Here is a 25464-nt window from a genome sequence, read left to right as displayed (position 1 = left end):
ATTAAAATGGATCGTAGAAACTTTATAGAGAAGTCGGCCCTTGCGGGTGCCGCACTTTCGAGTGTGGCACTATCCAGTGCTGCCTTTTCATCGCTGCCTCTCCTAAGCGCCATTAGCCGCGCCGCGCCTTACCGCACGGCGCTGATCGGAACGGGATGGTGGGGAACCAATATCCTGCGCTGTGCGCTGCAATCGGGAGAAAACAAACTGGTTGCGCTTTGTGATGTGGATGATAACCAGCTCAAAGTCTGCGCTGCGGAAATGTCCAAGCTCACGCCGGACAAACCAAAAATGTATAAGGATTACCGCGAACTGCTGGCGAAGGAAAAGCCGGAAGTGGTGATCGTTGCGACGCCGGATCACTGGCATGCGTTGTGCTGCATTGCAGCCATAGAGTCGGGTGCGCACGTGTATGTGGAGAAGCCCATTTCGCATACGATCAAGGAAGGACGGGCAATGGTGAATGCGACGCGTAAGCACGGGAAAATCGTCCAGGTAGGAACGCACAGGCGTGTTTCGCCTCACAATGTTTCCGGCATGGAATTTCTGAAATCAGGTAAAGCAGGAAAAATAGGCATGGCGCGGGCGTTTGTACATTATGGCGGCGGCCCGGGACAGAAAACGCCTGATTCGGAACCGCCGCAGGGACTCGACTGGGATTTTTACTGCGGTCCGGCGCAATTACAGCCCTATAACAAAACCATGCACCCGCGCGGGTTCCGGAATTATCTCAATTTTGCCAACGGAACATTGGGCGACTGGGGCATTCACTGGCTCGACCAGGTTTTGTGGTGGTCCGAACAAAAATATCCGAAGAAAATCTATTCAACTGGTGGCCGCGCCATCCGCCAGGACAGTACGGATGCACCCGACCATCAGGTGGCGGTTTATGATTTTGATGGTTTTACGCTGGAATGGGAACACCGGAATTTTGCCGCAAACAATGCAGAGAAAACACATCCGCAGCAGGCAGTAGGCGTTTATTTCTACGGAACGGAAGGCACATTTCATATGGGCTGGCTGGACGGGTGGACATTTTACCCAACAGATCCAAAGAAACCTATCATTCATGAGGATGCCAGGCTTAACAAGCCGGACGACCAGAACATTAAAGAACTTTGGGCCAATTTCATTGAATCCATCAAGACGAATAAGCCACCAATTTGTGAAATTGAAATCGGGCAGCGTTCAACCAATGTAGCGCTGCTGGGCATGCTCTCGCTAAAATTAGGCAGAAGCATCGTCTGGGACGGAGAAAAAGAGACGATTGAAGGTGATCCCGAAGCGAATAAGCTTTTGAGCAGGGAATACCGGGGAGAATGGAAATATCCGCAGGCATAGAAACGAAAAAGGGATTGTTGAAGCTAACAATCCCTTTTTTATTTTAATCGATCTTCACAACTTCCGCCGGAATGTTGTACTGATCTATGATTTCGCGTGTGAACCTGACATGCCCTCTTGGCGCCATCAGATATAATTTAGCACCTTTCATGCCTGCAAGCTCGCTGAGCAGTTTCCATTTCGAGATACTTCCCCGAAGCTGGTCTGTTTTCATTGAGACTTCCAGATAGTGCCTGTTGAACATATTTACGCCTGTAACATCCGGGGTAAATTTGGCATTATCGGCGGCCCGTTCGTAGGACTTCGGTGTTTCAAATCCTTCCATATTGGCCTGTATATCCTTGAACCCATGAGCCTGTGCCCACTTTACCACAAGTGGAATAAATAATTCCTTTTCCATAATATTAAATGAATAATTTTTTCTATCCCGTAAATCAAGGGAACTCCTTAAAAATCAAACTAAACTGAGCAGAGGAAGTAATTACCGAAAGCAGTCTGGATTGTAGTACTCTTACTAATCATGAAAGGTACGGCATTTTACGTCAATGAGCAAATTTTTGCTGCAATCAGTTAGTCGTCCATTTCGTCCAGAAAGTTGTTATAAGCCCTTACAAGCTCCTGGTGTGCCTTGGTATTTTTTTGTAAAAGCGCCAGGGCCACCCCTTTGCGATAAATTTCCTCAGCCTTTTCCACATCTTCATTATCAGCAAAAAATGAACCAGCGTGATAGTATGTGGCCAGGTAATCGGGATGCTCATTGAGAAGGATATCAAAGAAATGCGCAGCTTTCGCCGGATCAAACTTGGCATACTCAATGGCAAGGGCATAGACATTGAACGGATCGGCGGGATCCTCCTCATAAAAGCTGATCAGATTGTTGAGTAAAGTGGTGTTCATTATGGATTATTATGCTTGCATACTATTTAAGATTTCCCTTTATTTGCCCGGACAAAGTTATATTCATACCAGGCAATAATTCTAAATAAAAGCTCATGAAAATACTCGTTTGTATATCCAATGTGCCCGATACAACCGCTAAGATAACATTTACGGACAACGACACCAGACTTAATAAAAACGGGATCCAATACATCATCGGCCCGTACGACGATTACGCGCTGGCCAGGGGCGTTGAATTAAAAGAACAATCCGGAGGAACATTAACCGTGCTGCACGTAGGCGAAGCCGACGCCGATCCACAGATCCGCAAAGCACTCGCAATCGGCGCCGATGATGCGATCCGTGTGAATGCAGATCCTCTCGACTCCTACTTCGTGGCCGTTCAGATTGCCGATGTTGCTAAGCAAAACAACTATGACCTGATCCTGATGGGCCGTGAATCAATTGACTATAACAGTGGTGTAGTGCATGGCTTGGTGGGCGAAATGCTGGGAATCGCTTCCTACTCCCCGGTTATGAAACTGGACATTGCAGACGGTTCGGCTACGATAAGCCGCGAAATCGATGGTGGAAAAGAAATCCTGAAAGCGCCTCTGCCGCTCGTCCTCGGCTGTCAGGAACCGATTGCAGAATGGAAAATTCCAAATATGCGTGGCATTATGACGGCGCGTACCAAGCCGCTAACCGTGGTTGAACCTGTGTCCGTGGACGAAATGACCGTGCCGGAAAAATACTTCCTGCCTGCCCCGAAAGGTGCATGCAAAATGATCCCGGCCAGCGAAGCCGGAACATTGATCCGCCTATTGCAGACAGAAGCAAAGGTGTTGTGATCTTTTGAAACAATCATTAATTAAAACAGAAAGAAAATGTCAGTCCTTATATATGTAGAACTGGACAATGGTTCTATCAAAAAAACATCGCTGGAAGCAGTGGCTTACGGCGCAAAAGTGGCGGAAAAAACGGGTGATAAGGCGGTAGTGCTGGCCATTGGCAAAGCGGATGCGTCTGCACTGGAAATTGCTGGAAACTATGGCGCCGTCAAAGTCCTGCATGCCTCGGATGAAAAACTATCGCACGAAAACAGCCTTGCCTATGCGGATGCATTGGCGCAGGCGGCCGGACAGGAAGGCAGCAAAATCATCATTCTTTCCAAATCCGGCTTAGGTGATGCCATGGCGGCCCGTGCTGCGGCCAAGTTGAAAGCGGGAGTCGTCTCCGGCGTTACAGCTTTGCCTGAAATTAATGCTTCATTTAAAGTAACACGCGGGATTTTTACCGGAAAAGCGTTTGCTACAACCGAATTGAAATCAGATGTAAAAATCCTGGTAATCAAGAAGAATGTCATCGAGATCAATGAGGATGATGTCGCTTCCGCCAATGCGGTTGTGGAGACATTCTCCCCGCAATTGCGTGATGCTGACTTCAAGGCGTCCGTTGTGAATGTTGAGAAAGCCAATTCTGAACTATCTCTTACCGAAGCGCAGATTATTGTTTCCGGCGGTCGCGGTATGAAAGGGCCTGAACATTGGCAGCCGCTGGTTGATCTCGCTCATGCACTGGGTGCAGCAACGGGATGTTCAAAGCCCGTTTCGGACCTCGACTGGCGTCCGCATCATGAGCACATAGGCCAAACGGGGATTAAAGTTGCGCCGAACCTTTACATTGCCTGCGGGATTTCCGGTGCTATTCAGCATCTGGCCGGCGTGAATGGTTCCAAATGCATTGTGGTCATTAATAAGGATCCCGAAGCGCCCTTCTTCAAGGCAGCTGACTATGGAATCGTCGGCGATGTTTTCGAAATTCTGCCAAAACTGACAGAAGCTGCGAAAAATCTCTAAAAATGCGATTTCTGCGCATATTGAAATTAATTGTAATAAATACTGACTGGCCGCATTTGAAAAAATAGCTTAAAAATCAGATAATTAAGCCGCTTTATTTCCATCCGGCTGTCAATGAGCACATTCTTAACCCGTACTTCATTTTTTTATGCAGTACGGGTTAATTATTTTTGCAACTTCGAATACATTTTCAGGCATATTCACCACAACTGTTAACCAAACTTGCGCATTTAGTTTAAACGTGAAAAAAATCAAGTTAGAAATACTCGGGCTGTCTCCAAGCCAATCACAGGCAGGTTCCTTCGCACTGGTTCTGGGCGAAGAGCTGGGTAACCGTCGCCTGCCCATCATTATTGGTGTGTTCGAAGCACAGGCCATTGCCGTTCAGATAGAAAATATTGTCCCAAACCGTCCGATGACGCACGATCTCTTTAAATCGTTTGCGGATGGAATGAATTATACATTAAAAGAAATCGTCATCTCGGACCTGAAAGAGGGCATATTCTATGCCAAGATCGTCTGCACGGATAATCTTCGGGAAGTGGAAATCGATGCGCGTCCTTCCGACGCGATCGCCATCGGCTTACGGTTTGACATTCCTATTTTCACTTACGAGGCCATTCTTTCCGAAGCAGGCATTGTGTCGAGCTCGTTAACAGAGGATGAAGAAGATGAGGAAGATGGTGTGAAAGAAACGTTGGGAACAACGGGATCATCCAAAGACCAGCTGCGTGACCTTACATTCGACGAGTTACAACGCATGCTCGACGACGCACTTTCGAAAGAGGATTACGAAAAAGCTGCCAGCATCCGCGACGAAATGGGCCGGAGAAACTAGTTTGCGCCGTTTTGTTAAAGTTAAAAATAGTTAACAAACCGGCTGTTTCTGCCCATATGCCATTATAATGCTTATTTTTGCCATCGTTCATTCCAGAGTCTGAACCAACTGCTAAGCGAAACCTTACGCTCTTATGCCTAAAAAAAAGAAGATTGGAAGTTACCCCAATGCAATGATTGTAATGAGCCTCACGGCTGCATTGTTCCTGATCGGTTTTTGCGGGCTGCTGGTGATCCAATCCAAAAAACTGGTTTCCATTATCCGTGAAAACATTGAGGTCCGCGTATTTCTGAATAAAGAAGAAACCCAGGCGGGCCAGGATTCCATATTAAAAGTAATCCAGGCGAAACCATTTGTCCTTGCATCTTCGGAAGTAAAGCCGATCACATTTGTTTCAAAGGAAGAAGCTGCCAAAGAATTTATCGAAGGGACGAAAGAAGATTTTGTTACGTTTTTGGGCGAAAACCCTTTGCGTGACAGTTACCGTGTAAAAATCCAGGAAGATTACTTCGAAGAAGCCAAATTGCAGGCGATCAAGAAAGAGCTGGAAAAGATCAAAGGCGTTTACGAGGTCGTTTATCAGGAAGATCTGGCAGATAACATCAACCGTAACGTCACCAAAATCTACGTGGTCCTGGCCAGCTTTGCATTGATCATGCTGATTATCATCGTGTTGCTCGTCAACAACACCATCCGCCTTGCCATCTATTCCCAGCGTTTCCTGATCCGTAGTATGCAGCTTGTAGGAGCCACCAATGGCTTTATCCAGCGTCCTTACGTAATGCGTGGCGCCATTCAGGGACTGATCGGCGGCGTTCTGGCCGGTGCATTACTGGTTGGTTTGCAACAGCTTGCAGTCCGGAATGTGGAAGGTTTGGGCATGTTGCAGGAGTATGACAAGATCATTATCCTGGTTGGAACAGTCCTAATTCTTGGCATTTTAATCGGCATAGCCAGCACTTACCAATCGCTTACGCGCTATCTGAGAATGGCCCTGGATGACCTTTACTGAGGCATTCTTTTCAAAAAAACAATACCGTTCAGATCATAGTAAATCGCAAAACTGATGAACAACACAAAAAACGAACTTCCATTTTCGACATCAAACTACACCACGATGTTAATCGGCATTGCATTGATCCTTGCCGGATTCCTGATCATGACATTCGATAGCACGGAATTCGGTTTCGGCTTTCTGGGATTGACATTGGGCCCGCTGGTGACCATCAGCGGCTTTATCATCGAGTTTTGGGCGATTCTACGTAAACCCCGTAATTCATGAGCATTTGGCAAGCCATTATTTTAGCAATTGTTGAAGGGATTACCGAATTTTTGCCCGTTTCTTCTACCGGCCATATGATCATCGCCTCTTCTTTCATGGGGATCAGTCATTTGGAATTCACTAAAATGTTCACGGTTAATATCCAGTTTGGTGCGATATTATCCGTTCTTGTGCTTTACTGGAAGCGTTTTTTCCAGACCACAGACTTCTATTTCAAATTATTTGTTGCGTTTCTTCCGGCTGCTGTCATCGGGTTTTTACTCAATGATTTTATCGATGCCATGCTGGAAAACGTTGTGGTGGTTGCCGTTTCACTGCTTGTAGGTGGTATCATTTTGATCTTCATCGACCGCATTGCCAACGATAACACCCGCGAAAGAGAGATTTCTTACTTTGATGCGCTTAAAATCGGTTTTTTTCAATGTATAGCTATGATCCCGGGCGTTTCGAGATCAGCTTCCACCATTATCGGCGGAATGTTGCAGGGGCTTTCGCGCAAGCAGGCAGCAGAATTCAGCTTTTTTCTGGCAGTGCCAACTATGGCAGCAGCAGGCGGCTATAAGTTGCTGAAAACCTACGACACCATTCAAGCGGAAGACATTAAAGTGCTTTTGATCGGGAATGCAGTTGCATTTGTGGTGGCTATGCTGGCTATCAAGTTCTTTATCAGCTTTTTGACCAAATATGGTTTTAAAGTTTTCGGCTATTACCGCATCATTCTCGGGCTGATCCTTTTAGGGCTGCTTGCCTCAGGCTACAAGCTGGACGTTGTCTAAGCGCTTCATTTAATACGCATTCCAAAATTTGAATAACGAAAATAACATACCGGACGAAGGCGAAGTCATTCTCATTGACAAGCCTTTGACCTGGACTTCATTTGACGTGGCCAATAAGCTCAAAAGAGCTTGCAAATTCAAAAAAATCGGTCATGCCGGCACATTGGATCCGCTGGCTACGGGCTTGCTTATATTGTGCACCGGCAAGAAAACAAAGCAGATCGACACCTATCAGGCGCAGGAAAAGGAATATACAGGGACATTGGTTCTGGGCAAAACAACGCCTTCAATCGACCTGGAAACCGAGTTCGATGCCGAATATCCAACAGATCACATTACCGCAGAAATTCTGGAAAGTGCCCGGCTGGCATTAACAGGCAGCATTGCGCAGACACCCCCGATTTACTCGGCATTGCGTGTCGATGGCGAGCGGCTTTACAAGAAGGCGCGGCGCGGCGAAGAGATCGAGATTAAGAAACGCAATGTTGAAATTTCGCTTTTTGAAATTGACGCCACGCATTTTCCCTCGGTTGATTTTAGGATCATTTGTTCAAAAGGTACTTATATTCGCAGTATGGTTCGCGATTTCGGTCAGCTGGCGGGGAGTGGCGCTTATATGAGCGCTTTATGCAGGACCCGGATCGGAGCGTTTGAATTGAAGGATGCGTGGAATCTTACCGATTTCATTCAGCAAAAAAGACTTGAATTGAAGTTAGAAGTGGACGAATGAATATTTATCACAGCCTGGATTCCTTTGAAAAACTGGAATATGGCGTCGTAACAAGTGGCACATTCGACGGTGTGCATCTTGGACATAAAAAAATACTTTCCCGGCTTCGGGAAATCAGTGAACAGTCTGGCGGAGAAACCGTTGTGCTTACTTTCTGGCCGCACCCGCGTATGGTTGTTTCAGATGACAGCCAGGGTTTGCAACTCCTTTCGACCATTGATGAAAAAATTGAGCTGTTCTCTGAACTAGGCATTCACCATTTGCTGATCGTCCCTTTTACCCGTGCCTTCTCAGAGCTATCCTGCCACGAGTACATTAAGGAAATCCTTGTTGAAAAGATCGGGACCAAAAAACTGGTGATCGGATATGACCATCGTTTCGGGCGCAACCGCGAGGGAAGCTTTGAGTTTTTGCAGGAAAATTGTGCTTCCTATGGTTTCGAGGTGGAAGAAATTCCGCGCGAAGACATTGAAGATCTTGCCATCAGTTCTTCCAGGATACGTAAAGCCTTGGTTACCGGGCATATTGGCGAAGCGAATGGCTTATTAGGCAGACCATACACGCTATCGGGCACTGTGGTCAAAGGCAAGCAACTGGGCCGCACCATCGGCTTCCCGACAGCGAATGTGCATTTGCACGAGTCGTATAAGCTGATCCCGATGAACGGCGTTTACGTCATTCAAGCAACTTACGACGGTGAAAAATTCAAGGGCATGCTGAATATTGGCGTACGGCCTACCGTGGACGGAACCATGCGGACGATCGAAGCCAACTTATTTGATTTTGATAAAGAAATCTACGGCGAAGATCTAAAACTGGAACTGCTGCATTACCTGCGTCCGGAGCAAAAATTCGAAAGCCTGGATATGCTGGTTCGACAGATCAATATTGACAAGGAAAATTCGCGGGCTTACTTTTCTTAAAATCTGACGGAATATATTGCAAAAGGCGTGTCCCGACGGCACGCTTTTGTTGTTATTTGGTGTAATTGCATTTTCAAATCTTACATCCCATTAACACACCGCCTCTATGCAACATTACGATGCCATAGTAATCGGTTCCGGACAAGCCGGAACGCCCCTTTCCAGAAAATTAGCCGAGTCTGGCTTAAAAACAGCATTAATAGAAAAAAGATGGGTCGGCGGGACTTGCGTGAACGATGGGTGCTCCCCTACCAAAGCAATGATCGCTTCTGCAAAAGCAGCGTGGTCTGTCTATCACAATAAAAGCTTAGGCGTTATTACCGATCATTTTTATGTTGATTTTTCAGCTATCATAAAGCGTAAGGACGACATTGTGCACCGCATGCGCAGCAGTTCCGAGAAAAGCATCCAGGAAACAAAAAACCTGGACCTGTTTTATGGAACCGCAACATTTTCAGGCAATAAGGAGATCACTGTCACATTGAATGATGGCGGAACAGCTGTTTTTACTGCGGATAAATTCTTCATCAATACAGGGGAAAAACCTTCTGTTCCAAAGATCGATGGCATTGAAAGTGTTGATTACCTGACTTCCACCAGTATCATGGAACTCGACAGCATTCCCGAACATTTACTCGTGCTCGGCAGTGGCTATATTGGACTGGAATTCGGACAAATGTTCAAGCGATTCGGAAGCAAAGTGACCATCATAGAGCCATCAGGGCGGATCCTGAAAAAGGAAGATGCAGACATTGCGGAGGAAGTTACCAAGGTTTTGAAAGAGGAAGACATTCAGGTTCTTACAAACACCAAAGCGAAATCAATTACTAAAAATGGAGATCATATTGCCGTGACGGTGGATGAAAACGGCAAGGAAACCGTGATGGAATCCTCGCATATCCTTGTTGCAACGGGCAGAAGGCCGCAAACAAAAGAGCTTGGCCTCGACAAAACCGGTGTGGACGTCGACGAAAAGGGTTATATAAAAGTGAATGATAAGCTGGAAACGTCTGCGGCAGGCATTTATGCATTGGGAGACGTGAAAGGTGGCCCGGCATTTACGCACATTTCATACGACGACTACCGCATTATCAGCGAGAATGTTATCAGCAATGGAAATGCATCCACAAAAGACAGACTCGTCCCCTACTGCATGTTCATCGATCCGCAGTTGGGCCGCGTGGGCATCACGGAACAGGAAGCGCGCGAGCAAGGGCTCGACATACTTGTAGCGACGATGAAAAATGACAGCGTTGCACGCTCCATTGAAACCGGCGACGAACGCGGGATGATGAAAGCGGTGATCGACGCCAAAACGAAACAGATCCTGGGCGCCTCGGTCCTGGCCGAACAAGGCGGAGAGATCGTTACCATTCTGCAAATGGCCATGATGGGACATGTTACGTACGACCGCCTGATGAACGGCGTTTTTGCGCACCCGACATACGCGGAATCGCTGAACAATCTTTTCATGACGCTGGAACAGTAAACTCATGATCATTGCCGAACGCATTAGCAAAGTTTTTAATGATATCCGGGCAGTTGATGACATTTCTTTTGAAGTAAAAGAAGGTGAAACCATGGTTTTGCTGGGCACCAGCGGATGCGGAAAGACCACAACATTGAAGATGCTTAACCGCCTGATCGATGCGTCGGGCGGTTTTATTTCCATCAATGGCAAGAATATTTTTGATCAGCAACCGGAATTGCTCAGACGTACAATCGGTTACGTTTCCCAGAGCAATGGTCTTTTCCCGCATTATTCTGTTGAGGAAAATGTATCGATTGTTCCTAAATTATTGAAATGGGATAAGGCCAAAACCCGCAAAAGAGCCCAGGAGTTATTGAACCAGTTGAAGCTTCCGCTGGAAACGTTCGGCCACAAATATCCGGATGAACTGAGCGGCGGCCAGCAGCAGCGTGTCGCCATTGCGCGTGCGCTTATTTCTGACCCGCCGGTTTTATTAATGGACGAGCCTTTCGGCGCGCTGGACCCGATTACGCGGGCTGGCGTGCGGAAGGAATTTCTGGAATTGCCTGAATTGAAACAAAAAACCATTGTGCTCGTCACGCACGATGTGCAGGAAGCATTTGAGCTCGGAGACAGCATTTGTTTAATGGACAAAGGCAAAATCGTCCAGGCCGGAACCGCAAAAGAGCTGATCCTGAAACCCGCGAATACATTTGCCCGGACATTCTTTGATCACCAGCGCTTGTTTCTCGAACTGAGCGCAGTCACCTTTGAGGACATTTGGGATGTGGTTACTAGTGCCGATTTCGCTGTGCATAACAGCGTGCAGAATGCGCCTAATGCCGAGGTGAATGCTGGCATGAGCTTATGGTCGGGGATGGAGCGCCTTTCAAAATCCGGAAATGAAGCATTGGCTGTTCGTAATCAGGCTGCCAATACATTAAAGTTGTTCACGACTTCCAACATTCAGGAAGCTTACCAAAAGTTAAAACAGCAGATTTAATGGAAGTGCAGCAAAGCTTCTGGGAATTCATGGCCCAGCAATCCGATAAACTTTGGAGCCAGACGCTTGCGCACGTTGGGTTGACATGTATTTCCTTGCTGATCGCCGTCGTGATAGGACTCCCGCTGGGAATCTGGATCGCGCAGCGAAATAAGGCGGCATGGCTCGTCCTGGGCATTGCGGGCGTGTTGCAGACCATTCCAAGCATCGCATTGCTTGGCTTTATGATCCCGCTGCTGGGCATCGGCGCGCTTCCGGCGATTACTGCGTTGTTTTTGTATGCGTTGCTCCCCATCATCAGGAACACTTATACGGGAATTCGCGGCGTGAATCCGGCCGTAACGGAAGCCGCCCGTGGGATGGGCATGAGCAGCTGGCAAGTTTTGTTTAATGTGGAACTTCCGCTTGCTATGCCGGTGATCCTGGCGGGGATTCGCACAGCGACGGTCATTAATGTGGGCGTTGCGACGCTTGCAGCATACATTGCAGCGGGCGGTTTGGGTGAATTTATTTTCGGAGGCATTGCATTGAACAATTCCAACATGATCCTGGCCGGCGCAATCCCGGCCGCATTGCTCGCCATATTTTTTGATATGCTGCTGTCTTTGGTTCAGAGAGCGAATGTCAGGAAGATGCGTAAAGTGTCCGTTATTCTGCCGGTTTTACTGCTTTTACTGTCCTCTTTCTACATATTTCCTTATGCTGATGCGAAAATTCTGGGTGGCTTTACACCGGAGTTCATGGGGCGTGAAGATGGTTATCTTGGTTTAAAATCAAAATACAAACTGGATATGCCGACCGTTGTAATCAGCGATGCGGTAATGTACAAGGCGGCATATGAGAAGAAAATCGATGTCATCAGCGGTTATAGCACGGACGGAAGGCTTAAAGCATACAACCTTATTACACTCGAAGACGATAAACGCATTTTTCCGCCCTATTACGCCTCTCCACTGGTTAGAAAAGAGGTTTTGCTTCAATATCCTGAATTGGAAAGTGCATTGAATCTCTTGTCCGGAAAGATCAACGATTCGATTATGACCGATCTGAATTACCGGGTTGATTATCTGAAACAAAGTCCCGAAAAAGTGGCTCACGACTTTATTTTGACCAATAACCTATACAAGAAGCCCCGAAACGGAAACAAAGGCACGATCCGGCTGGGCTCCAAAATCTTTGCCGAGCAATACATTCTGATCAACATGTACAAAGCGCTGATCGAAGGGAATACGGATTTAAAAGTTGAAACAAAAACGGGACTTGGCGGAACAAAGATCTGTTTTGATGCATTAACCAATAACGAGATCGATATGTATCCTGAATACACAGGAACGGGGCTTTTGGTAATCCTGAAACCTTCGAAAAACGACCTGGCAGCACTTGCAGGCAGTCGTGAGAAGGTTTTTAGTTACGTTCAAAAAGGCTTTGACGAGCAGTATAACCTGCAATGGCTCAAACCGATCGGTTTCAATAATGCCTATGCTTTGATGATGCGCAAAGAACAGGCACAATCATTGAATATAAGAACTATTACAGATTTAAAAGAATATGTATCCGCTGACAACCACCGCCATAAGTGAAGCATACAATCGTGTTAGGCAACATTCGGAAACGATTTGTGAGCCTCTTGAAACCGAAGATTATGTCCCGCAGCCTGTTCCGTTTGTAAGTCCGCCGAAGTGGCACCTGGCGCATTCAACATGGTTTTTTGAAACATTCATCCTCAAACCTTTCCACCCCGGATACCAGGTTTTTGATAACGACTACAACTATCTTTTCAATAGTTATTATAACAATGTAGGCGAACGCACCCTGCGCACCGACAGGGGAAATGTTACACGCCCGACGACCAAAAATGTGTATGCTTACCGGCAACATGTGGATCGTCATATGTCGGAGCTGCTCGAAACATTAACAGATCCCGAAGCATTAACGCTGGTAGAACTGGGCCTACACCACGAACAGCAACATCAGGAACTGCTCGTTACCGACATTAAATATATCCTGGGTCATAATCCCTTGTTTCCGGTTTACAAATCGGGCCACAATCTGATGAATGACGTTAATGAAGAATCAGGATTTGCACAGATTTCGGAGGGCGTTTACGAGATAGGGTTCAACGGTTCCGGCTTTTGCTTTGATAATGAACTGGGAAGGCATAAAGTGTATCTGCACGATTTTGAAATTTCCAAAGCACTGGTTACCAATGCCGAATACATTGAATTTATGGAAGCGGGCGGTTATCAGGATTTTAACCTGTGGCTGGATGCAGGCTGGTCGTGGGTCAACGACCATGCGATCAATGCTCCCATGTATTGGCACAAAATAAAAGGAGCGTGGCATTACTATACGCTGGACGGATTACAGCCAGTGAACCCGGAAGCGATCCTGAGCCACATTAACCTATATGAGGCTTCGGCCTACGCACAATGGAGAGGCATGCGGTTGCCAACAGAAGCGGAGTGGGAAATTGCATCGGATCAGTTCCAATGGGGCAAGCGCTGGGAATGGACAAATAGCGCCTACTTGCCTTATCCTTGCTTTTCGAAGGCGCCGGGCGCTGTGGGCGAATACAACGGCAAATTTATGATTAACCAAATGGTGCTCCGTGGAGCATCTGTTGCTACCTCACCTGAGCATAGCCGCAAAACTTACCGAAACTTTTTTCAAGCACACGAACGCTGGCAATACACGGGCATCAGGCTGGTGAAGTAATTGAATCAACACAACATTATGTCGGACAATACATTCGCAAAAGATATACACAAAGGCCTTTCGGCGCCATTGAAGCACATTTCTTCCAAATATTTTTATGATGATATAGGCAGCGTCATTTTTCAGGATATCATGAAAATGCCTGAATACTACCCTACGGCCTGTGAATTTGAAATTTTGTCTTTGCAGGGAAATCAGATCATCGAAAAGCTAAACTTTGATCAGCCTTTTAACATTGTGGAGTTCGGGGCTGGTGATGGCATCAAGACGCGCCAATTGCTTAAAACGCTGGTTGAAAACGGGGTGCAATTTTCTTATGTGCCAATTGATATTTCCGCAAAAGCCATAGAGGAGCTGGAAGCCAATATGCTCGACCATCTGCCTGATTTACAGATCAAACCGATGATCGGGAATTACCTTTCCATGATTGAGGAGCTGGCTTCTTCCGAAACGCCCAGCTTGTTTCTTTTTCTGGGAGGCAACATCGGGAATTATGAAAAAGATGAGGTGAACGATCTGCTCACCAGCTTCAACCAAAGCATGAAGCCAGGAGACAAATTGCTGACAGGCTTCGATTTACAGAAAAACCCGGCTACAATCCGCAACGCTTATGATGATCCGCAAGGCATTACCAAAGCATTCAATATGAATCTCCTCACGCGGATCAATCGCGAACTGGGCGGGAACATAAAAACCAATCAATTTGACTTCTATTCCCACTATAACCCTATCAACGGCGAGGTGAGGAGCTATCTGGTAAGTCTGGCGGCGCAGAAAATACATTTGCAACGCATCGACAAATGCTACGACTTCGCGCAGAACGAGCTGATCCGTACAGAATTGTCTAAAAAATATACATTAAAAGAAATCGAAGAAACGGCAGAAAATAATGGCTTCAAAGTGATCGAACACTTCCTGGATTGCAAACACTATTTCACGGATAGTCTTTGGGTGAAATAGACGCCTCGCATTGAATGCTGCTTGCGCTATACGTAATTATTCGGGTGCAGGCAGCTTTGCCAATATTCGAAAATAATCCTGATCCGTTTTTTCAGGTCTTCAAAACTGTTCTCTTTTTTGAAAAATCCCTGGATCGTGGCTTCGTAGGCTACGGATATAATGTGGGGATTGTCGGCCGTGCTCAAAAACACGAATGGGATCGACTTTTTCTTTAAATACTCATTCTGCTCAATGCGCTGGCGGAGTTCCAGCCCGTTCATAACCGGCATGTTGATATCACAGAAAATGATGAACGGCTGCTCTGTGGTCGTTTCCAGGAAAAGCAATGCTTCCAGACCATTTGAAAAGAAAATAATCGGGTTTGGTATCTGCAATTCCTCCACGATGCTTTTAAGCAGAAACTGGTCATCGGAATCGTCTTCAATCAATATTATAGGCCCTTTTACTGACATTACAGGGGATTTAGTTCTGGTTCCTCCCTGTAAATATCACATTTATTCAAACGAATACCTATTCCAAGATCAATTACGGATAATTCGTCTTGCGTAGGTTTTACTCCGTTTTGCGTAGGCGCTTCCGTGCGTGCACGTCTTAGTTTTGCATCACTAATCAAAGCCATGATCAAGCAAGCAAAACAAAAACAACAATGAAAAAGCAACTTTTTAGTCTATTAGCCTCAATTTCAATTGCATTCGGTTGCGCAGATCACGATGTGCAATCAACAAACTTCAAGCTCGATGAATCCGTCTCCGTTGCAGAATGGAAGGGATATCTCAGAAATGAGTATTTCAATGAAGGTTCCATTGCCATCAAAAGTGAAAGCCTGGTCATTCGTGAAGGACAGGTCAAGAGCGGTTCTTTCACCATTCCGATAGCCTCTATCGTCAACTTTAACCTGCCGACAGAGGAATTGAAGCATGCGCTGGTGCACCATTTACAAAGCCCGGACTTCTTTAATATGGCGCTTCACCCGGAAGTAAAGTTCAACATTACAGGCGTCGCATCTTTCAACGGAAGTGGTGAGAATGTAATTGCAGGCGCGAATCAACTGGTAACCGGAAATCTAACGATGCTGGGAATCATGCATTCCATTTCATTTCCTGCCAAAATTGACTTGAATGGAGATAATCTCAAAGTAGAAGCTAAATTAAAAATAGACAGGACCAAATGGGGTATCACCTACGCCACCGATCCTGCGTTGCCAGACGATGCAGTCATCAAGAATGATATTGACCTGCATTTGAAACTAGCCGGTAAGAAGATTTAACATCAAAGGTTCATCCCACCCGAGGCCTCGATCCGCTGGGCATTGATCCAGCGGGCGCCTTCGGTGCAAAGGAACGCAACCACCGCGCCAATGTCCTGCGGCTCTCCTACCCGGCCCAATGCAGTGATGGAATTAATCTGAGCCTCCAATCCCTCGTGCGCCTTAAATGCTCGTTCAGTGAAGTCGGTGTGAATGATCCCGGGTGCGACGATATTCACTGTAATGCCCCTGTGTCCCAATTCTTTCGCCAGATATTTGGTTAACACTTCAATAGCGCCTTTCATAGATGCATATGCCGCGTAACCCGGTGTTGCAAAACGGGTTAGCCCAGTGGAAAGGTTGATAATACGGCCATTGTCTGCAATGTAAGGCAATGCTTTCTGGGTCAGAAAATAAACGCCTTTAAAATGCACGTTCATTAAAGCGTCGAAATCCTCCTCTGTTGTATCAGTAAATTTAGAATTGGCATCAATGCCTGCATTATTGATCAGAAAATCGAAAGTTTTCCGGTTCCAGGTAGTTTCCAGAACGGATTGAAGATCCGTAAAAAATGTATCAAAAAGCTTTGTGTTCGCCGTATCAAGCTGCATAGCGACGGCTTTTCTGCCCATGGCGTCGATCGTCTTCACAACTTCAAGCGCTTCCTGTTCCTTGCTGCGATATATGACAATAATGTCGGTTCCTTGCTGAGCGAGATTGAGCGCCATATTTTTCCCCAATCCTCTGCTGGCGCCTGTTATCAGCGCTATTTTATTTCCTTGTTCCATCTTTTTGTTATTTTGATTTTTCGATGGAACAAAGTTATGCCATGCAGCAAAGGGAAGCTTGCCGGTTTCAAATCAAAACTTACAAAAATCAAATCTCACATGCGAAACGCACGCGGACTTAATGTTGTGTGTTTTTTGAAGAGGTTGTTAAAGTGTGAAGGTTCCTCGAATCCGAGGCTGTACGCGATCTCGGAAATGTTCCAGTCTGTGTGTTTCAGCAAGATCTTGGATTCTTTGATAATGCGCTCAATGATGAGTTCCGTCGTGGTTTTGCCCGTTACCAGCTTTAAAACCTTATTGAGATAATTGACATGGATCGCCAGCTGATCCGCATAATCCTTTGCCGAACGAAACATGAGTTTCTGGTGCGGCGGTTCGATAGGAAACTGGCGTTCGAGCAGCTCAATAAAAAGGGAAGAAACGCGCTTATGCGCATTGGTTTCATTAAACAGACCTGTTGCCGGCTGTAACTTCTGCCCGCTATGGATCAGTTCAAGCACATAATTACGCAGCAGATCATATTTGAATGCATAATCGGAAGAAACCTCTTTGAACATTTTACTGAAAATGTGCTTTACGTCCGCAAGCTGCTCATCATTGAGAAAGAAAATGGGAACATTTCCCGGCTTGAAAACAGGCAGATCCTTTAACAAGATCCCGCTGTTGTTTTGGGTAAGAAAATCTTTCGAGAAAATACAGAACATTCCGGACTGCTTATCGTCCAGGGGCTGCCAGTTATAAGGAATCTGCGGCGTAGCAAAAAATAATGCATTATGCTCAATATCAATGACTTTATCCGCGTACTCAGCCCGGTTCCTGCCCAGGATGAGGCTGATCTTATAGTAAGCCCGCCGGTTGTAAGGAACTGCTTTCGGCTTGGAATCCCTGAAAAGATCCTCCGTCCGGAAAATGTTAAAATGGCCGATCTCCTTCTGGACTGGCTCGGGGATCAGCTGTGAAGTGTCTTTATAAAATTCCGGGATTGAAGTCGGTTTTTCCATAAACGAAGTTACAAAATTCAATCCCGAAATTTCAATGCTTAATTGTATTCGACAAATGATTCATCCTTGTAACACCAAAGCCATTGTTCGCCGGGCTCCGCCGAGCTGGCAACGGGGTGGCCGGTTTGGTGATAATGCTGCGTCATGTGTTTTGCAGGCGAGCTGTCACAGCATAATGTTGCGCCGCAGGTCTGGCAGGTCCGCAGGTGCAGCCATCTGCCGTCCACTTTCACGCATTCCTCGCATACGTGAGCAGCCTCTTTTTTGATTTCGGTGATTTCCTTAATGTGTTGACAAACCTGATCCATTATACTTCACTTAAATATTGGTGAACAAAACTAATCGACATAGAACCTTCTCCGACTGCCGAAGTGACACGGTTCATGGCACCGGCACGTACGTCGCCTGCGGCAAAAATGCCGGGAGAGCTGGTTTCGAGCAAATAAGGGTCACGCTGCATTTTCCAGACCTGCCTGAAATTCTCGTGACTCTTCATATCGCGGCCGGTCTCTATAAATCCTTTGTTGTTTTTAATGATCTGTAAACCAACCCAATCCGTATAAGGTCTCGCCCCGATGAAAATGAACAGCGCATCGGCCGGAACCTCGCGCTCTTCCGAGGAATTGAGGTCAACCAATCTTAAAGCCTCCAAATGCTCGTCCCCTTTTGCTTCCACAATTTCCGTACAACCCAGGATCGAGACATTATCTGTGTTTTTGATCTGGTCGATAAGATAGGACGACATTGAAGAAGTGAGATCGTTCTTACGGACGATAATGTAAACGTTTTTGGCGAATTTGGATAAATACATGGCTGCCTGGCCCGCCGAGTTACCTCCGCCGAGGACGTAAACATCCTTGTTACCGCAGGAACTGGCTTCTGTGCTGGCAGCGCCATAGTAAATGCCCTTTCCCGTAAACTCCGCTATTCCTTTGGTTTCAAGCTTGCGATAGTCAACGCCGGTTGTAATTACGACCGCTCTCGCATTGATTTCCGTATCGTCTTCCAGCACAATGGTTTTGTACTGATCCTTCAATTTGATCTCCTTCACCGACTGGGGCGAAAGGAATTCTGTTCCAAAACGTGTGGCTTGCGTAATGGCCCTCCTGGTCAATTCTGACCCGCTCAAACCTGCTGGAAAACCAAGGTAATTTTCAATCCTTGAACTCGTACCAGCCTGGCCACCAGGCGCTTTTCGCTCGATCAATAAAGTACTTAAACCTTCCGATGCGCCGTATACGGATGCTGCCAACCCTGCCGGGCCCGCACCGATAATGACCACATCATAAACTTGCAGCTTCACCTTTGCATTCAATCCGATATGCGAAGCAACATCCAGTAAAGACGGCGTTCTCAGAAGTGTCCCATCTTCGAAAATTACTGTTGGAAAGTCCGTCGGGCAAAGTCCGTTGGTTTTGATGATCTGCTTGCCTATATCACTCGAACTGGCATCCATCCATTGATACGGAACAAGATTACCTGCAAGAAAATCCTTGATTTCATGTGACTTAGGAGAAAACTGATAACCTATCACTTTAATGCCCGTAAAGTCAGGACGGTAATTAGCCTGCCAGTCGTGCAGTAATTCGTCGATAGCGGGATACAGCTTTTCTTCGGGCGGATCCCAGGGTTTCATCAGGTAATAATCCAGCTGTACGTCATTGATCGCCTTAATGGCCGCATCTGTATCTGAGTAAGCGGTCAGTAAAACCCTTTTGGCGAACGGAAAAATAGCCATTGCTTTTTCCAGAAAATCAACGCCCTGCATCTCCGGCATGCGCTGATCTGAAACAAATATGGCCACTTCCTCGCCTTTATTCTGAAGTTCGACCAGGCTTTCCATGGCTTCGCTAACGGAAGAAGTGCTCAGTACGCGGTATTTGTCCCTATATTGGGCTTTCAGGTCGCGGCTGATGGCCCGCAAAACCTGTGGATCGTCGTCAATTGAAAATATAATGGGCAAACCCATAGTAGACTGCTGTTAAAGGGTAAAAAGAAATCTAAATTAATTATTGATAGGAAAACAAACTAAAAATTCCGTCTTACCCGGCGCACTGTGCAATGTTACCGAGCCGTGGTGCTGCTTTATAATGCGGATGACCACGTCCAGGCCCAATCCCGTCCCTTTTCCAACTGACTTTGTTGTAAAAAAAGGATCGAAGATTTTATTCTTAATCTCAGCCGGAACGCCGGGACCATTGTCACAAATGGAGACTTTTACAAACTCCTTATCGCGGTGTGTAATGATCCGCAGTTCGGGATTAGGCTGGTTTTCCAGCGCATCTATTGCATTGTCAATCAGGTTCGTCCAGACCTGATTGAGCTCGCCTACCATCACCTTAACATGCGGCAGGCTGAGATCAAACTCTTCTGTAACTTTAATATTAGCTTTTTTCAACTTATAATTCAGCATCGTGAGCGTATTTTTGATGCCGACGTGAATATCTATCACTTCTTTTTCCCCGCCCCTGTCCATGTGCGTGAATGTCTTCACCGATCCCACCAGATCAGCGATCCTTTTGGACGCTTCCTGAATGTCGGCCACCATCCGCTCGGTGGTCAGGTTGTTGTTGATCCAAAGCAGGATCGGGGAAAAATCATCTTTGTTGATTTTGCTTTTGAGTTCTTCCAGATCATCCTCGGTGATGCCAAATTCTACAATATTTTCGGCAATGTCGTCGCATTCTCCAATGCTGTTCATGTCAAGCCAATCCAGGATCTGGTCCTCACGCTCAGAACGCTGCATCATGCTCATCACCGGCCTGTCCTTTGTAGCCATGATTTGAAGCATTTTCTCATTGATGAGCTCTATTTCTTCGGGAGAAAGGTGGATAGAGATCAGCTTTTTGAATGCTCCCGGCTGCAACAAAAGGTGTTTTTTCAAAGAAACAGAACCTCTTACAATCGCCGCAGCGGGATTATTAAGCTCATGGGCGAGGCCAGCTGACAATTTCCCAAGCGCCATCATTTTCTCATTCTGCTGCTCCAATTCCGTGAATTCGCGCACGCGTGACGTCATGACGATCACCAGCGCCTGGGTAAGCTCATAATGCGAAATGATCAATTCGCGCATCAGCTCAACCGGGAATGTCATGATCTGCGTCAATTCTGTACATTGCCCATAAGCCACGCCTACTTTTCCTCTCGAAAACGGCAGGGACCCGGTTATAGTGCCGGGAAGCAGCTCTGCAATGAATAGTTTTGCATTGTTTTGAATGCGGTATAACTCAATCCGGCCGGAAAAAATTACATGGGTGCCGGTCAGCGGTTCGCCTGGCGATGTCATAAATTCGCCTTCCGGCAATTCGTAATGCTTGCTTCTGTCGATCATCCATTGCAGCTGATCGTCGGGCACATCCTGAAAAACCTTGATGGCTTTCAGATCTCCAACGGTGATATCCTTCATAAAATAACGGCTTGGCGTAACTCAATGTCCCAATTTCGAAATAATTGAGGATTTGACGGACATTTTTTTACGCAAACCTGCCGAATTCGGCTGTGAAGCTATGCTGCCCCTCCTGAAACAACGCGGTTATAAAGTTTGTATTCAGGAAAACCGCTTATATGCTCAGCAAGACTGATCTCAACCCAATCGCGGTTTGCCTGATGCACAAAAACACCATTGCAAGCGGGGAATAGCGCTTTTAGAATCTCCATTGACGCTTCTTCCATATTTACTTCTTCATGGCCCAACTCACCGGAATGGTAATAACCCCTGCAAAGTCCCATGGAAGTTTCAAATTCTATTTTAACCAAACTTCCTGAAAGCTCCTCTTGCAAACTTTCAACAATGATCTCTTCACGAAGGTCTTCCGCAGTTCCCAAAGTTTCCTCCTGTTCGCCCAGAATATCAATAACGCTCATCATAAATTGATTTGGTAAGCAACCAACAACGAAAAAACCATTCCTGCCAGCGCTCAGGGTCAAGTCGGTATGATTATTTTATTCAATCGTTCCCACATCATCACGTTATGAAAGCAACGGATCGCATACATATTGGGACTTCCGGATGGAGCTATAAGCATTGGAAAGGGATCTTTTATCCAAATGAAATGAAGCCGACCGATTACATTTCTTTCTACGCAAACCACTTTTCCGTTTCCGAGCTGAATGGCAGCTTTTACAAACTGCCCACCCAGGAAACAGTCCTGAAATGGATTACAATGGTGCCTGATGATTTTCTTTTTTGTCCTAAAATGAGCCGTTATCTGAGTCATATGAAGAAGCTCCATGACCCGGAAGAACCCTTACAGCGCTTTTTCAACATTTTTGAACCCGTCAAACAACACCTGGGTCCTGTGCTGATCCAGCTGCCTGATAATGTAAAGTTCAACGACTTGGTTGTCAGGCCATTTTATGAATTACTTCGAAGCAATTACAGTGAATACCGCTTTGCCATGGAGGTAAGGGACGAATCGTGGTTCTCCGATGAGAGCCTCAAACTGATGAAAAGACATAAGGTAACCCTCGTTTTTGCGCAATCCGAGAAGTTTCCTTATTATGAAGAAATCACTGCCAAAGACATATTTATCCGCTTTCACGGCCCGGAATCGCTATATAGCTCTTCTTATTCAATTGAGACCTTGCAAGAATATGCACTGAAATTCGGCGAGTGGGTTAAGCAGGGCCACGAGGTTTGGGCCTTTTTTAACAACGACGTCGGCGGTCATGCACTCCGAAACGGCGCGAAATTAAAAGAGCTTGTCGCCGAGCTGACAGACTAACGTTCAATTAAACTATTAAAATCATGAGCCTGACCAAATACAACGAGAAACGTTCATTTGAAAAAACACCTGAACCAAAAGGCGGTAAAGCTGATTCGGAAGAACTCATTTTTGTCATCCAGAAACATCATGCGTCCAGGCTCCATTATGATTTCAGGCTGGAAATGGATGGTGTGCTGAAAAGCTGGGCGGTCCCCAAAGGCCCATCGCTGGACCCCGCAACGAAGCGGCTGGCCATGATGGTGGAGGATCATCCTTATGATTATAAAGACTTTGAAGGCATAATCCCGAAAGGCAACTACGGCGCAGGAACCGTAATGGTTTGGGATGAAGGTACTTATGAGCCATTGGAAGAAGCAAAAACAAAGAAAGAGAAAGAAAAAATACTACTCAAGGAACTTGCCTCCGGCTCCGTGAAGATCAGAATGAAAGGCAAGAAACTGAAAGGTGAATTTGCATTGGTCAAAACAAAAGGCATGTCAGAGAACTCCTGGCTGCTCATTAAGCACAGGGATAAATTTGCCTCGGACGCGGACATTACGAAAAAAGACAAATCGGTTATCTCAAACAAAACACTGGAAGGAATAAAAGCGACCACAGACAACGTTTACGGAGAATCGAAAGCGGACAAAAAGAAGGCTGACAAAGCCGAAAAAAAGAAAGATAAGGAAGACGAAGCCGCTCCGATCGACGAATATATAGCAAATGAAAAGGATGATAAATCCGACGAAAAAAGTGCCGCAGCGCTTCTGAAGAAAGGTAAAAAAGCGCAATTCCCTGAGGACATTGTGCCCATGCTCGCTACGCTCGTGGACGGGCCTTTCGATGATCCCGGTTGGGAATACGAGGTAAAATGGGATGGTTACCGCGCCATTGCCTACATGAATAAAGGTGTTACAGAGCTGAAATCACGCAATAAAAAATCTTTCAATGACAAGTTCTATCCCATCCATGAAGGCCTTTGCGATTGGAAAATCAATGCTGTGCTGGATGGTGAGGTTGTTGTGATCAATGAAAAAGGCCATTCGGATTTTGGCGCTCTGCAAAACTGGCGGAGCGAGGCGGACGGAGAATTGATTTACTATGTGTTCGATATTCTTTGGTATGAAGGTAAAAGCCTGATGCATTTGCCTCTGACCGAGCGGAAAGCCATTCTGCAAAGCATTGTTACAGAGGACAGTCCGGTCCGGATTGGTTACAGTATTGCTTCGGAGGGAACCGCTTTTTTTGAGGCAGCACGGGAAATGGGCCTGGAAGGCATTATCGCTAAACGATCCGACAGCCCTTATCTTGCAGGGCTGCGGACCAATGACTGGCTTAAAATCAAGGTTAACAAGCGGCAGGAAGTGATCATTGCGGGCTATACCCGTAATGCAGGCACGTCGAAGCATTTCAGTGCGCTGCTTCTTGCTGCGTATGACCAAGGCGTTCTGCAGTATGTGGGAAAGGTTGGGACTGGTTTTAAGGATAAGCAGCAAAAGGAAATGCTGGAACTCTTCAAACCGCTGGAAACAGAGAACAGCCCATTCAAAGAAACGCCGGATTATAACAAACCTTCCCGTTTCCGGCCCAATCCGCCGAAGGCAAATGCAACCTGGCTTAAACCGGAGCTTGTTTGTGAAGTAAGTTTTACAGAAGTGACTTCGGACGGCGTATTCAGGCATCCGTCATTTGAGGGAATGCGGGAAGACAAAAAGGCGAAAGACGTGGTCCGTGAGATCGAGCAGCCTACCGAGCAAGTGGTTGACGAGGAGAAGAAACCGGAAGCTAAGTCTGCCAAAAAGTCGGAGAAAAAAGATGAAATTATTCCAAAGCCTGCAAAATCGAAACGTAAAACGCTGCTTAATCCAACCGACGAGACGCAGGTTAGGAAAATCAATGGTAATGAGGTGAAGTTTTCAAACCTGAGCAAGATTTTCTGGCATCAGGAAAAAATCACCAAGCGGGATCTCATCAACTACTACTATCAGATAGCCCCTTTCATATTGCCCTACCTGGAAAAGAGGCCGTTGTCTTTGAACCGCTATCCGAATGGGATCGACGGCAAAAGTTTTTATCAAAAAGATGTTACAGGTAAAGTGCCGGCCTGGGTAGAAACATTTCCTTACACCTCCAATGACGAAGAACAGGAAAAGAATTTCATGATATGCAATGATGAAGCTGCATTACTCTATATGGCTAATCTGGGTTGCATTGATATGAACCCCTGGAACAGCCGCACCAATAAACCCGACAACCCCGACTGGTGCCTGCTCGACCTTGATCCGGACACAACCAACACATTCGAACAAGTGATAGAAACTGCACTCGTTATCAAGCAGTTGCTGGATTCGCTGGACATTAAAAGTTATTGCAAAACCTCCGGCTCCACAGGCCTGCACATTTATATTCCGCTGGGCGCAAAATATTCGTACGATCAATGCCAGCTCTTTGCGCAATGGGTCGCCAGCCAGGTGCAACAGGAATTGCCAAGCTTCACCAGCATCGAGCGGATGACTAAAAACCGGAAGGGGAAGTTGTACATCGATTATCTCCAGAACAGGCCCAAGGCAACACTTGCCGCACCCTATTCAGTGCGGCCCAAGCCAGGCGCAACGGTGTCGATGCCGCTGCATTGGGAAGAGGTAAAAATTGGTTTGCAACTGCGCCATTTTACGATTCTGAATGCAATGGACCGGTTGGCAAATGAAGGAGATCTGTTTAAACCCGTGCTCGGCGAAGGCATTGACCTGGAAGCGGCAATAGGAAAAATTGAGGCGGAAAAATAAAAATTGACACGGGTATTTTTTGCCCGTGTTAACGATCACACCTCCCGAACCGGAGATATCTGTTAAAAATCAGTTCACCGAAAACATGATTTATTGATTTTTTGAATATATATTGTGATTATACTCTGCTTTTACCTCCACGATGTGCCCGTATAACAAA

General features: G+C 46.3%; 26 protein-coding genes. 17 read left to right on the top strand and 9 right to left on the bottom strand.

Features of this window, described 5'->3' with window-relative positions; all coding sequences use genetic code 11:
• Positions 1-6: 6 nt before the first annotated feature.
• Positions 7-1341 carry a Gfo/Idh/MocA family protein gene (locus L0660_RS06135; RefSeq protein WP_235158612.1) on the top strand — a complete coding sequence of 445 codons (1335 nt, stop codon included), beginning with the start codon at positions 7-9 and terminating at the stop codon, positions 1339-1341.
• 43 nt (positions 1342-1384) lie between these two features.
• Here the strand turns inward: L0660_RS06135 and L0660_RS06130 are convergent, their stop codons facing one another.
• Positions 1385-1741 carry a hypothetical protein gene (locus L0660_RS06130; protein WP_026632110.1) on the bottom strand — a complete coding sequence of 119 codons (357 nt, stop codon included), beginning with the start codon at positions 1739-1741 and terminating at the stop codon, positions 1385-1387.
• 170 nt (positions 1742-1911) lie between these two features.
• Positions 1912-2238 carry a tetratricopeptide repeat protein gene (locus L0660_RS06125; protein ID WP_235158611.1) on the bottom strand — a complete coding sequence of 109 codons (327 nt, stop codon included), beginning with the start codon at positions 2236-2238 and terminating at the stop codon, positions 1912-1914.
• Between the two features lie 95 nt (positions 2239-2333).
• Here L0660_RS06125 and L0660_RS06120 point away from each other — a divergent pair, with 95 nt between their 5' ends.
• The 13 genes from L0660_RS06120 (at position 2334) to L0660_RS06060 (ending at position 14777) form a co-directional block, all read left to right on the top strand.
• Entirely contained in the window at positions 2334-3071 is a 738-nt protein-coding gene (locus L0660_RS06120) for an electron transfer flavoprotein subunit beta/FixA family protein (protein ID WP_233798320.1), read from the top strand.
• 36 nt (positions 3072-3107) lie between these two features.
• The gene (locus L0660_RS06115) at positions 3108-4079 is read left to right on the top strand and encodes an electron transfer flavoprotein subunit alpha/FixB family protein (RefSeq protein ID WP_235158610.1); all 972 of its coding nucleotides are present in this window, start codon (positions 3108-3110) and stop codon (positions 4077-4079) included.
• A 241-nt stretch (positions 4080-4320) separates the two neighbouring features.
• The gene (locus L0660_RS06110) at positions 4321-4917 is read left to right on the top strand and encodes a bifunctional nuclease family protein (protein WP_026632114.1); all 597 of its coding nucleotides are present in this window, start codon (positions 4321-4323) and stop codon (positions 4915-4917) included.
• A 133-nt stretch (positions 4918-5050) separates the two neighbouring features.
• Positions 5051-5929, top strand: a complete 879-nt coding sequence (locus tag L0660_RS06105) for an ABC transporter permease (RefSeq protein ID WP_233798318.1) — start codon at positions 5051-5053, stop codon at positions 5927-5929.
• A 54-nt stretch (positions 5930-5983) separates the two neighbouring features.
• Positions 5984-6199, top strand: a complete 216-nt coding sequence (locus L0660_RS06100; RefSeq protein ID WP_026632116.1) for a DUF3098 domain-containing protein — start codon at positions 5984-5986, stop codon at positions 6197-6199.
• Positions 6196-6975, top strand: coding sequence for an undecaprenyl-diphosphate phosphatase (locus L0660_RS06095; RefSeq protein ID WP_233798317.1), 780 nt, complete (start codon positions 6196-6198; stop codon positions 6973-6975). The genes L0660_RS06100 and L0660_RS06095 overlap by 4 nt, the downstream gene beginning before the upstream one ends.
• Positions 6976-7003: 28 nt before the next feature.
• The gene (truB, locus tag L0660_RS06090; RefSeq protein WP_235158609.1) at positions 7004-7705 is read left to right on the top strand and encodes a tRNA pseudouridine(55) synthase TruB; all 702 of its coding nucleotides are present in this window, start codon (positions 7004-7006) and stop codon (positions 7703-7705) included.
• Positions 7702-8628: a bifunctional riboflavin kinase/FAD synthetase gene (locus tag L0660_RS06085; protein WP_235158608.1), complete on the top strand. Its 927-nt coding sequence runs from the start codon at positions 7702-7704 to the stop codon at positions 8626-8628. The genes truB and L0660_RS06085 overlap by 4 nt, the downstream gene beginning before the upstream one ends.
• Positions 8629-8734: 106 nt before the next feature.
• Complete coding sequence (locus tag L0660_RS06080; protein WP_235158607.1) at positions 8735-10117, top strand: mercuric reductase; 1383 nt, start codon at positions 8735-8737, stop codon at positions 10115-10117.
• A 4-nt stretch (positions 10118-10121) separates the two neighbouring features.
• Positions 10122-11102 (top strand): ATP-binding cassette domain-containing protein, encoded by a 981-nt coding sequence (locus L0660_RS06075; RefSeq protein WP_310589625.1) that lies wholly within the window; start codon positions 10122-10124, stop codon positions 11100-11102.
• On the top strand, positions 11102-12682 hold the full coding sequence (locus L0660_RS06070; RefSeq protein ID WP_235158606.1) for an ABC transporter permease/substrate-binding protein: 1581 nt from the start codon (positions 11102-11104) through the stop codon (positions 12680-12682). Before L0660_RS06075 ends, L0660_RS06070 begins: the two co-directional genes overlap by 1 nt.
• Positions 12651-13817, top strand: a complete 1167-nt coding sequence (gene egtB, locus L0660_RS06065) for an ergothioneine biosynthesis protein EgtB (RefSeq protein WP_235158605.1) — start codon at positions 12651-12653, stop codon at positions 13815-13817. Before L0660_RS06070 ends, egtB begins: the two co-directional genes overlap by 32 nt.
• Before the next feature lie 18 nt (positions 13818-13835).
• Positions 13836-14777, top strand: a complete 942-nt coding sequence (locus tag L0660_RS06060; RefSeq protein ID WP_235158604.1) for an L-histidine N(alpha)-methyltransferase — start codon at positions 13836-13838, stop codon at positions 14775-14777.
• A gap of 26 nt (positions 14778-14803) precedes the next feature.
• Here L0660_RS06060 and L0660_RS06055 read toward each other — a convergent pair whose 3' ends face one another.
• On the bottom strand, positions 14804-15229 hold the full coding sequence (locus L0660_RS06055; protein WP_233798309.1) for a response regulator: 426 nt from the start codon (positions 15227-15229) through the stop codon (positions 14804-14806).
• A gap of 194 nt (positions 15230-15423) precedes the next feature.
• Between L0660_RS06055 and L0660_RS06050 the strand changes: the two genes are divergently transcribed.
• Positions 15424-16044, top strand: a complete 621-nt coding sequence (locus L0660_RS06050; RefSeq protein ID WP_235158603.1) for a YceI family protein — start codon at positions 15424-15426, stop codon at positions 16042-16044.
• A 2-nt stretch (positions 16045-16046) separates the two neighbouring features.
• On the opposite strand, the gene L0660_RS06045 is transcribed toward L0660_RS06050, so the two are convergent.
• From L0660_RS06045 to L0660_RS06020, 6 genes are all read right to left on the bottom strand, one after another.
• A complete protein-coding gene (locus tag L0660_RS06045; RefSeq protein ID WP_235158602.1) occupies positions 16047-16811 on the bottom strand; it encodes an SDR family oxidoreductase in 765 nt (254 codons plus the stop codon).
• Between the two features lie 95 nt (positions 16812-16906).
• Positions 16907-17812, bottom strand: a complete 906-nt coding sequence (locus L0660_RS06040; protein WP_235158601.1) for an AraC family transcriptional regulator — start codon at positions 17810-17812, stop codon at positions 16907-16909.
• Positions 17813-17850: 38 nt separating this feature from the next.
• Positions 17851-18120, bottom strand: a complete 270-nt coding sequence (locus tag L0660_RS06035) for a UBP-type zinc finger domain-containing protein (protein ID WP_233798305.1) — start codon at positions 18118-18120, stop codon at positions 17851-17853.
• The gene (locus L0660_RS06030) at positions 18120-19781 is read right to left on the bottom strand and encodes a response regulator (protein ID WP_233798304.1); all 1662 of its coding nucleotides are present in this window, start codon (positions 19779-19781) and stop codon (positions 18120-18122) included. The genes L0660_RS06035 and L0660_RS06030 overlap by 1 nt, the downstream gene beginning before the upstream one ends.
• A 36-nt stretch (positions 19782-19817) precedes the next feature.
• Complete coding sequence (locus L0660_RS06025; RefSeq protein ID WP_233798303.1) at positions 19818-21218, bottom strand: ATP-binding protein; 1401 nt, start codon at positions 21216-21218, stop codon at positions 19818-19820.
• A 98-nt stretch (positions 21219-21316) separates the two neighbouring features.
• Positions 21317-21679, bottom strand: coding sequence for a hypothetical protein (locus L0660_RS06020; RefSeq protein ID WP_233798302.1), 363 nt, complete (start codon positions 21677-21679; stop codon positions 21317-21319).
• Between the two features lie 104 nt (positions 21680-21783).
• Here L0660_RS06020 and L0660_RS06015 point away from each other — a divergent pair, with 104 nt between their 5' ends.
• Complete coding sequence (locus L0660_RS06015) at positions 21784-22536, top strand: DUF72 domain-containing protein (protein ID WP_235158600.1); 753 nt, start codon at positions 21784-21786, stop codon at positions 22534-22536.
• Between the two features lie 23 nt (positions 22537-22559).
• Positions 22560-25304, top strand: a complete 2745-nt coding sequence (ligD, locus tag L0660_RS06010) for a DNA ligase D (RefSeq protein WP_235158599.1) — start codon at positions 22560-22562, stop codon at positions 25302-25304.
• The last annotated feature ends 160 nt before the right edge of the window (positions 25305-25464 follow it).

Source organism: Dyadobacter sp. CY351, from assembly GCF_021502625.1.
Classification (GTDB): domain Bacteria; phylum Bacteroidota; class Bacteroidia; order Cytophagales; family Spirosomataceae; genus Dyadobacter; species Dyadobacter chenhuakuii.
Note: the sequence above shows the minus strand (reverse complement) of the source record. Positions and strands in the feature narration are given on the sequence as shown.

Excerpts from the sequence above, each read along its gene's own strand:
- L0660_RS06020 (WP_233798302.1), bottom strand. The coding sequence starts at position 21,679 with ATGATGAGCGTTATTGATATTCTGGGCGAACAGGAGGAAACTTTGGGA.
- L0660_RS06015 (WP_235158600.1), top strand. The coding sequence starts at position 21,784 with ATGAAAGCAACGGATCGCATACATATTGGGACTTCCGGATGGAGCTAT.
- L0660_RS06095 (WP_233798317.1), top strand. The coding sequence starts at position 6,196 with ATGAGCATTTGGCAAGCCATTATTTTAGCAATTGTTGAAGGGATTACC.
- L0660_RS06080 (WP_235158607.1), top strand. The coding sequence starts at position 8,735 with ATGCAACATTACGATGCCATAGTAATCGGTTCCGGACAAGCCGGAACG.
- L0660_RS06070 (WP_235158606.1), top strand. The coding sequence starts at position 11,102 with ATGGAAGTGCAGCAAAGCTTCTGGGAATTCATGGCCCAGCAATCCGAT.
- L0660_RS06055 (WP_233798309.1), bottom strand. The coding sequence starts at position 15,229 with ATGTCAGTAAAAGGGCCTATAATATTGATTGAAGACGATTCCGATGAC.
- L0660_RS06125 (WP_235158611.1), bottom strand. The coding sequence starts at position 2,238 with ATGAACACCACTTTACTCAACAATCTGATCAGCTTTTATGAGGAGGAT.
- egtB (WP_235158605.1), top strand. The coding sequence starts at position 12,651 with ATGTATCCGCTGACAACCACCGCCATAAGTGAAGCATACAATCGTGTT.
- L0660_RS06085 (WP_235158608.1), top strand. The coding sequence starts at position 7,702 with ATGAATATTTATCACAGCCTGGATTCCTTTGAAAAACTGGAATATGGC.
- L0660_RS06135 (WP_235158612.1), top strand. The coding sequence starts at position 7 with ATGGATCGTAGAAACTTTATAGAGAAGTCGGCCCTTGCGGGTGCCGCA.
- ligD (WP_235158599.1), top strand. The coding sequence starts at position 22,560 with ATGAGCCTGACCAAATACAACGAGAAACGTTCATTTGAAAAAACACCT.
- L0660_RS06050 (WP_235158603.1), top strand. The coding sequence starts at position 15,424 with ATGAAAAAGCAACTTTTTAGTCTATTAGCCTCAATTTCAATTGCATTC.
- L0660_RS06045 (WP_235158602.1), bottom strand. The coding sequence starts at position 16,811 with ATGGAACAAGGAAATAAAATAGCGCTGATAACAGGCGCCAGCAGAGGA.
- L0660_RS06040 (WP_235158601.1), bottom strand. The coding sequence starts at position 17,812 with ATGGAAAAACCGACTTCAATCCCGGAATTTTATAAAGACACTTCACAG.
- L0660_RS06120 (WP_233798320.1), top strand. The coding sequence starts at position 2,334 with ATGAAAATACTCGTTTGTATATCCAATGTGCCCGATACAACCGCTAAG.
- L0660_RS06115 (WP_235158610.1), top strand. The coding sequence starts at position 3,108 with ATGTCAGTCCTTATATATGTAGAACTGGACAATGGTTCTATCAAAAAA.
- L0660_RS06130 (WP_026632110.1), bottom strand. The coding sequence starts at position 1,741 with ATGGAAAAGGAATTATTTATTCCACTTGTGGTAAAGTGGGCACAGGCT.
- L0660_RS06105 (WP_233798318.1), top strand. The coding sequence starts at position 5,051 with ATGCCTAAAAAAAAGAAGATTGGAAGTTACCCCAATGCAATGATTGTA.
- L0660_RS06035 (WP_233798305.1), bottom strand. The coding sequence starts at position 18,120 with ATGGATCAGGTTTGTCAACACATTAAGGAAATCACCGAAATCAAAAAA.
- L0660_RS06100 (WP_026632116.1), top strand. The coding sequence starts at position 5,984 with ATGAACAACACAAAAAACGAACTTCCATTTTCGACATCAAACTACACC.
- L0660_RS06060 (WP_235158604.1), top strand. The coding sequence starts at position 13,836 with ATGTCGGACAATACATTCGCAAAAGATATACACAAAGGCCTTTCGGCG.
- L0660_RS06025 (WP_233798303.1), bottom strand. The coding sequence starts at position 21,218 with ATGAAGGATATCACCGTTGGAGATCTGAAAGCCATCAAGGTTTTTCAG.
- L0660_RS06075 (WP_310589625.1), top strand. The coding sequence starts at position 10,122 with ATGATCATTGCCGAACGCATTAGCAAAGTTTTTAATGATATCCGGGCA.
- L0660_RS06030 (WP_233798304.1), bottom strand. The coding sequence starts at position 19,781 with ATGGGTTTGCCCATTATATTTTCAATTGACGACGATCCACAGGTTTTG.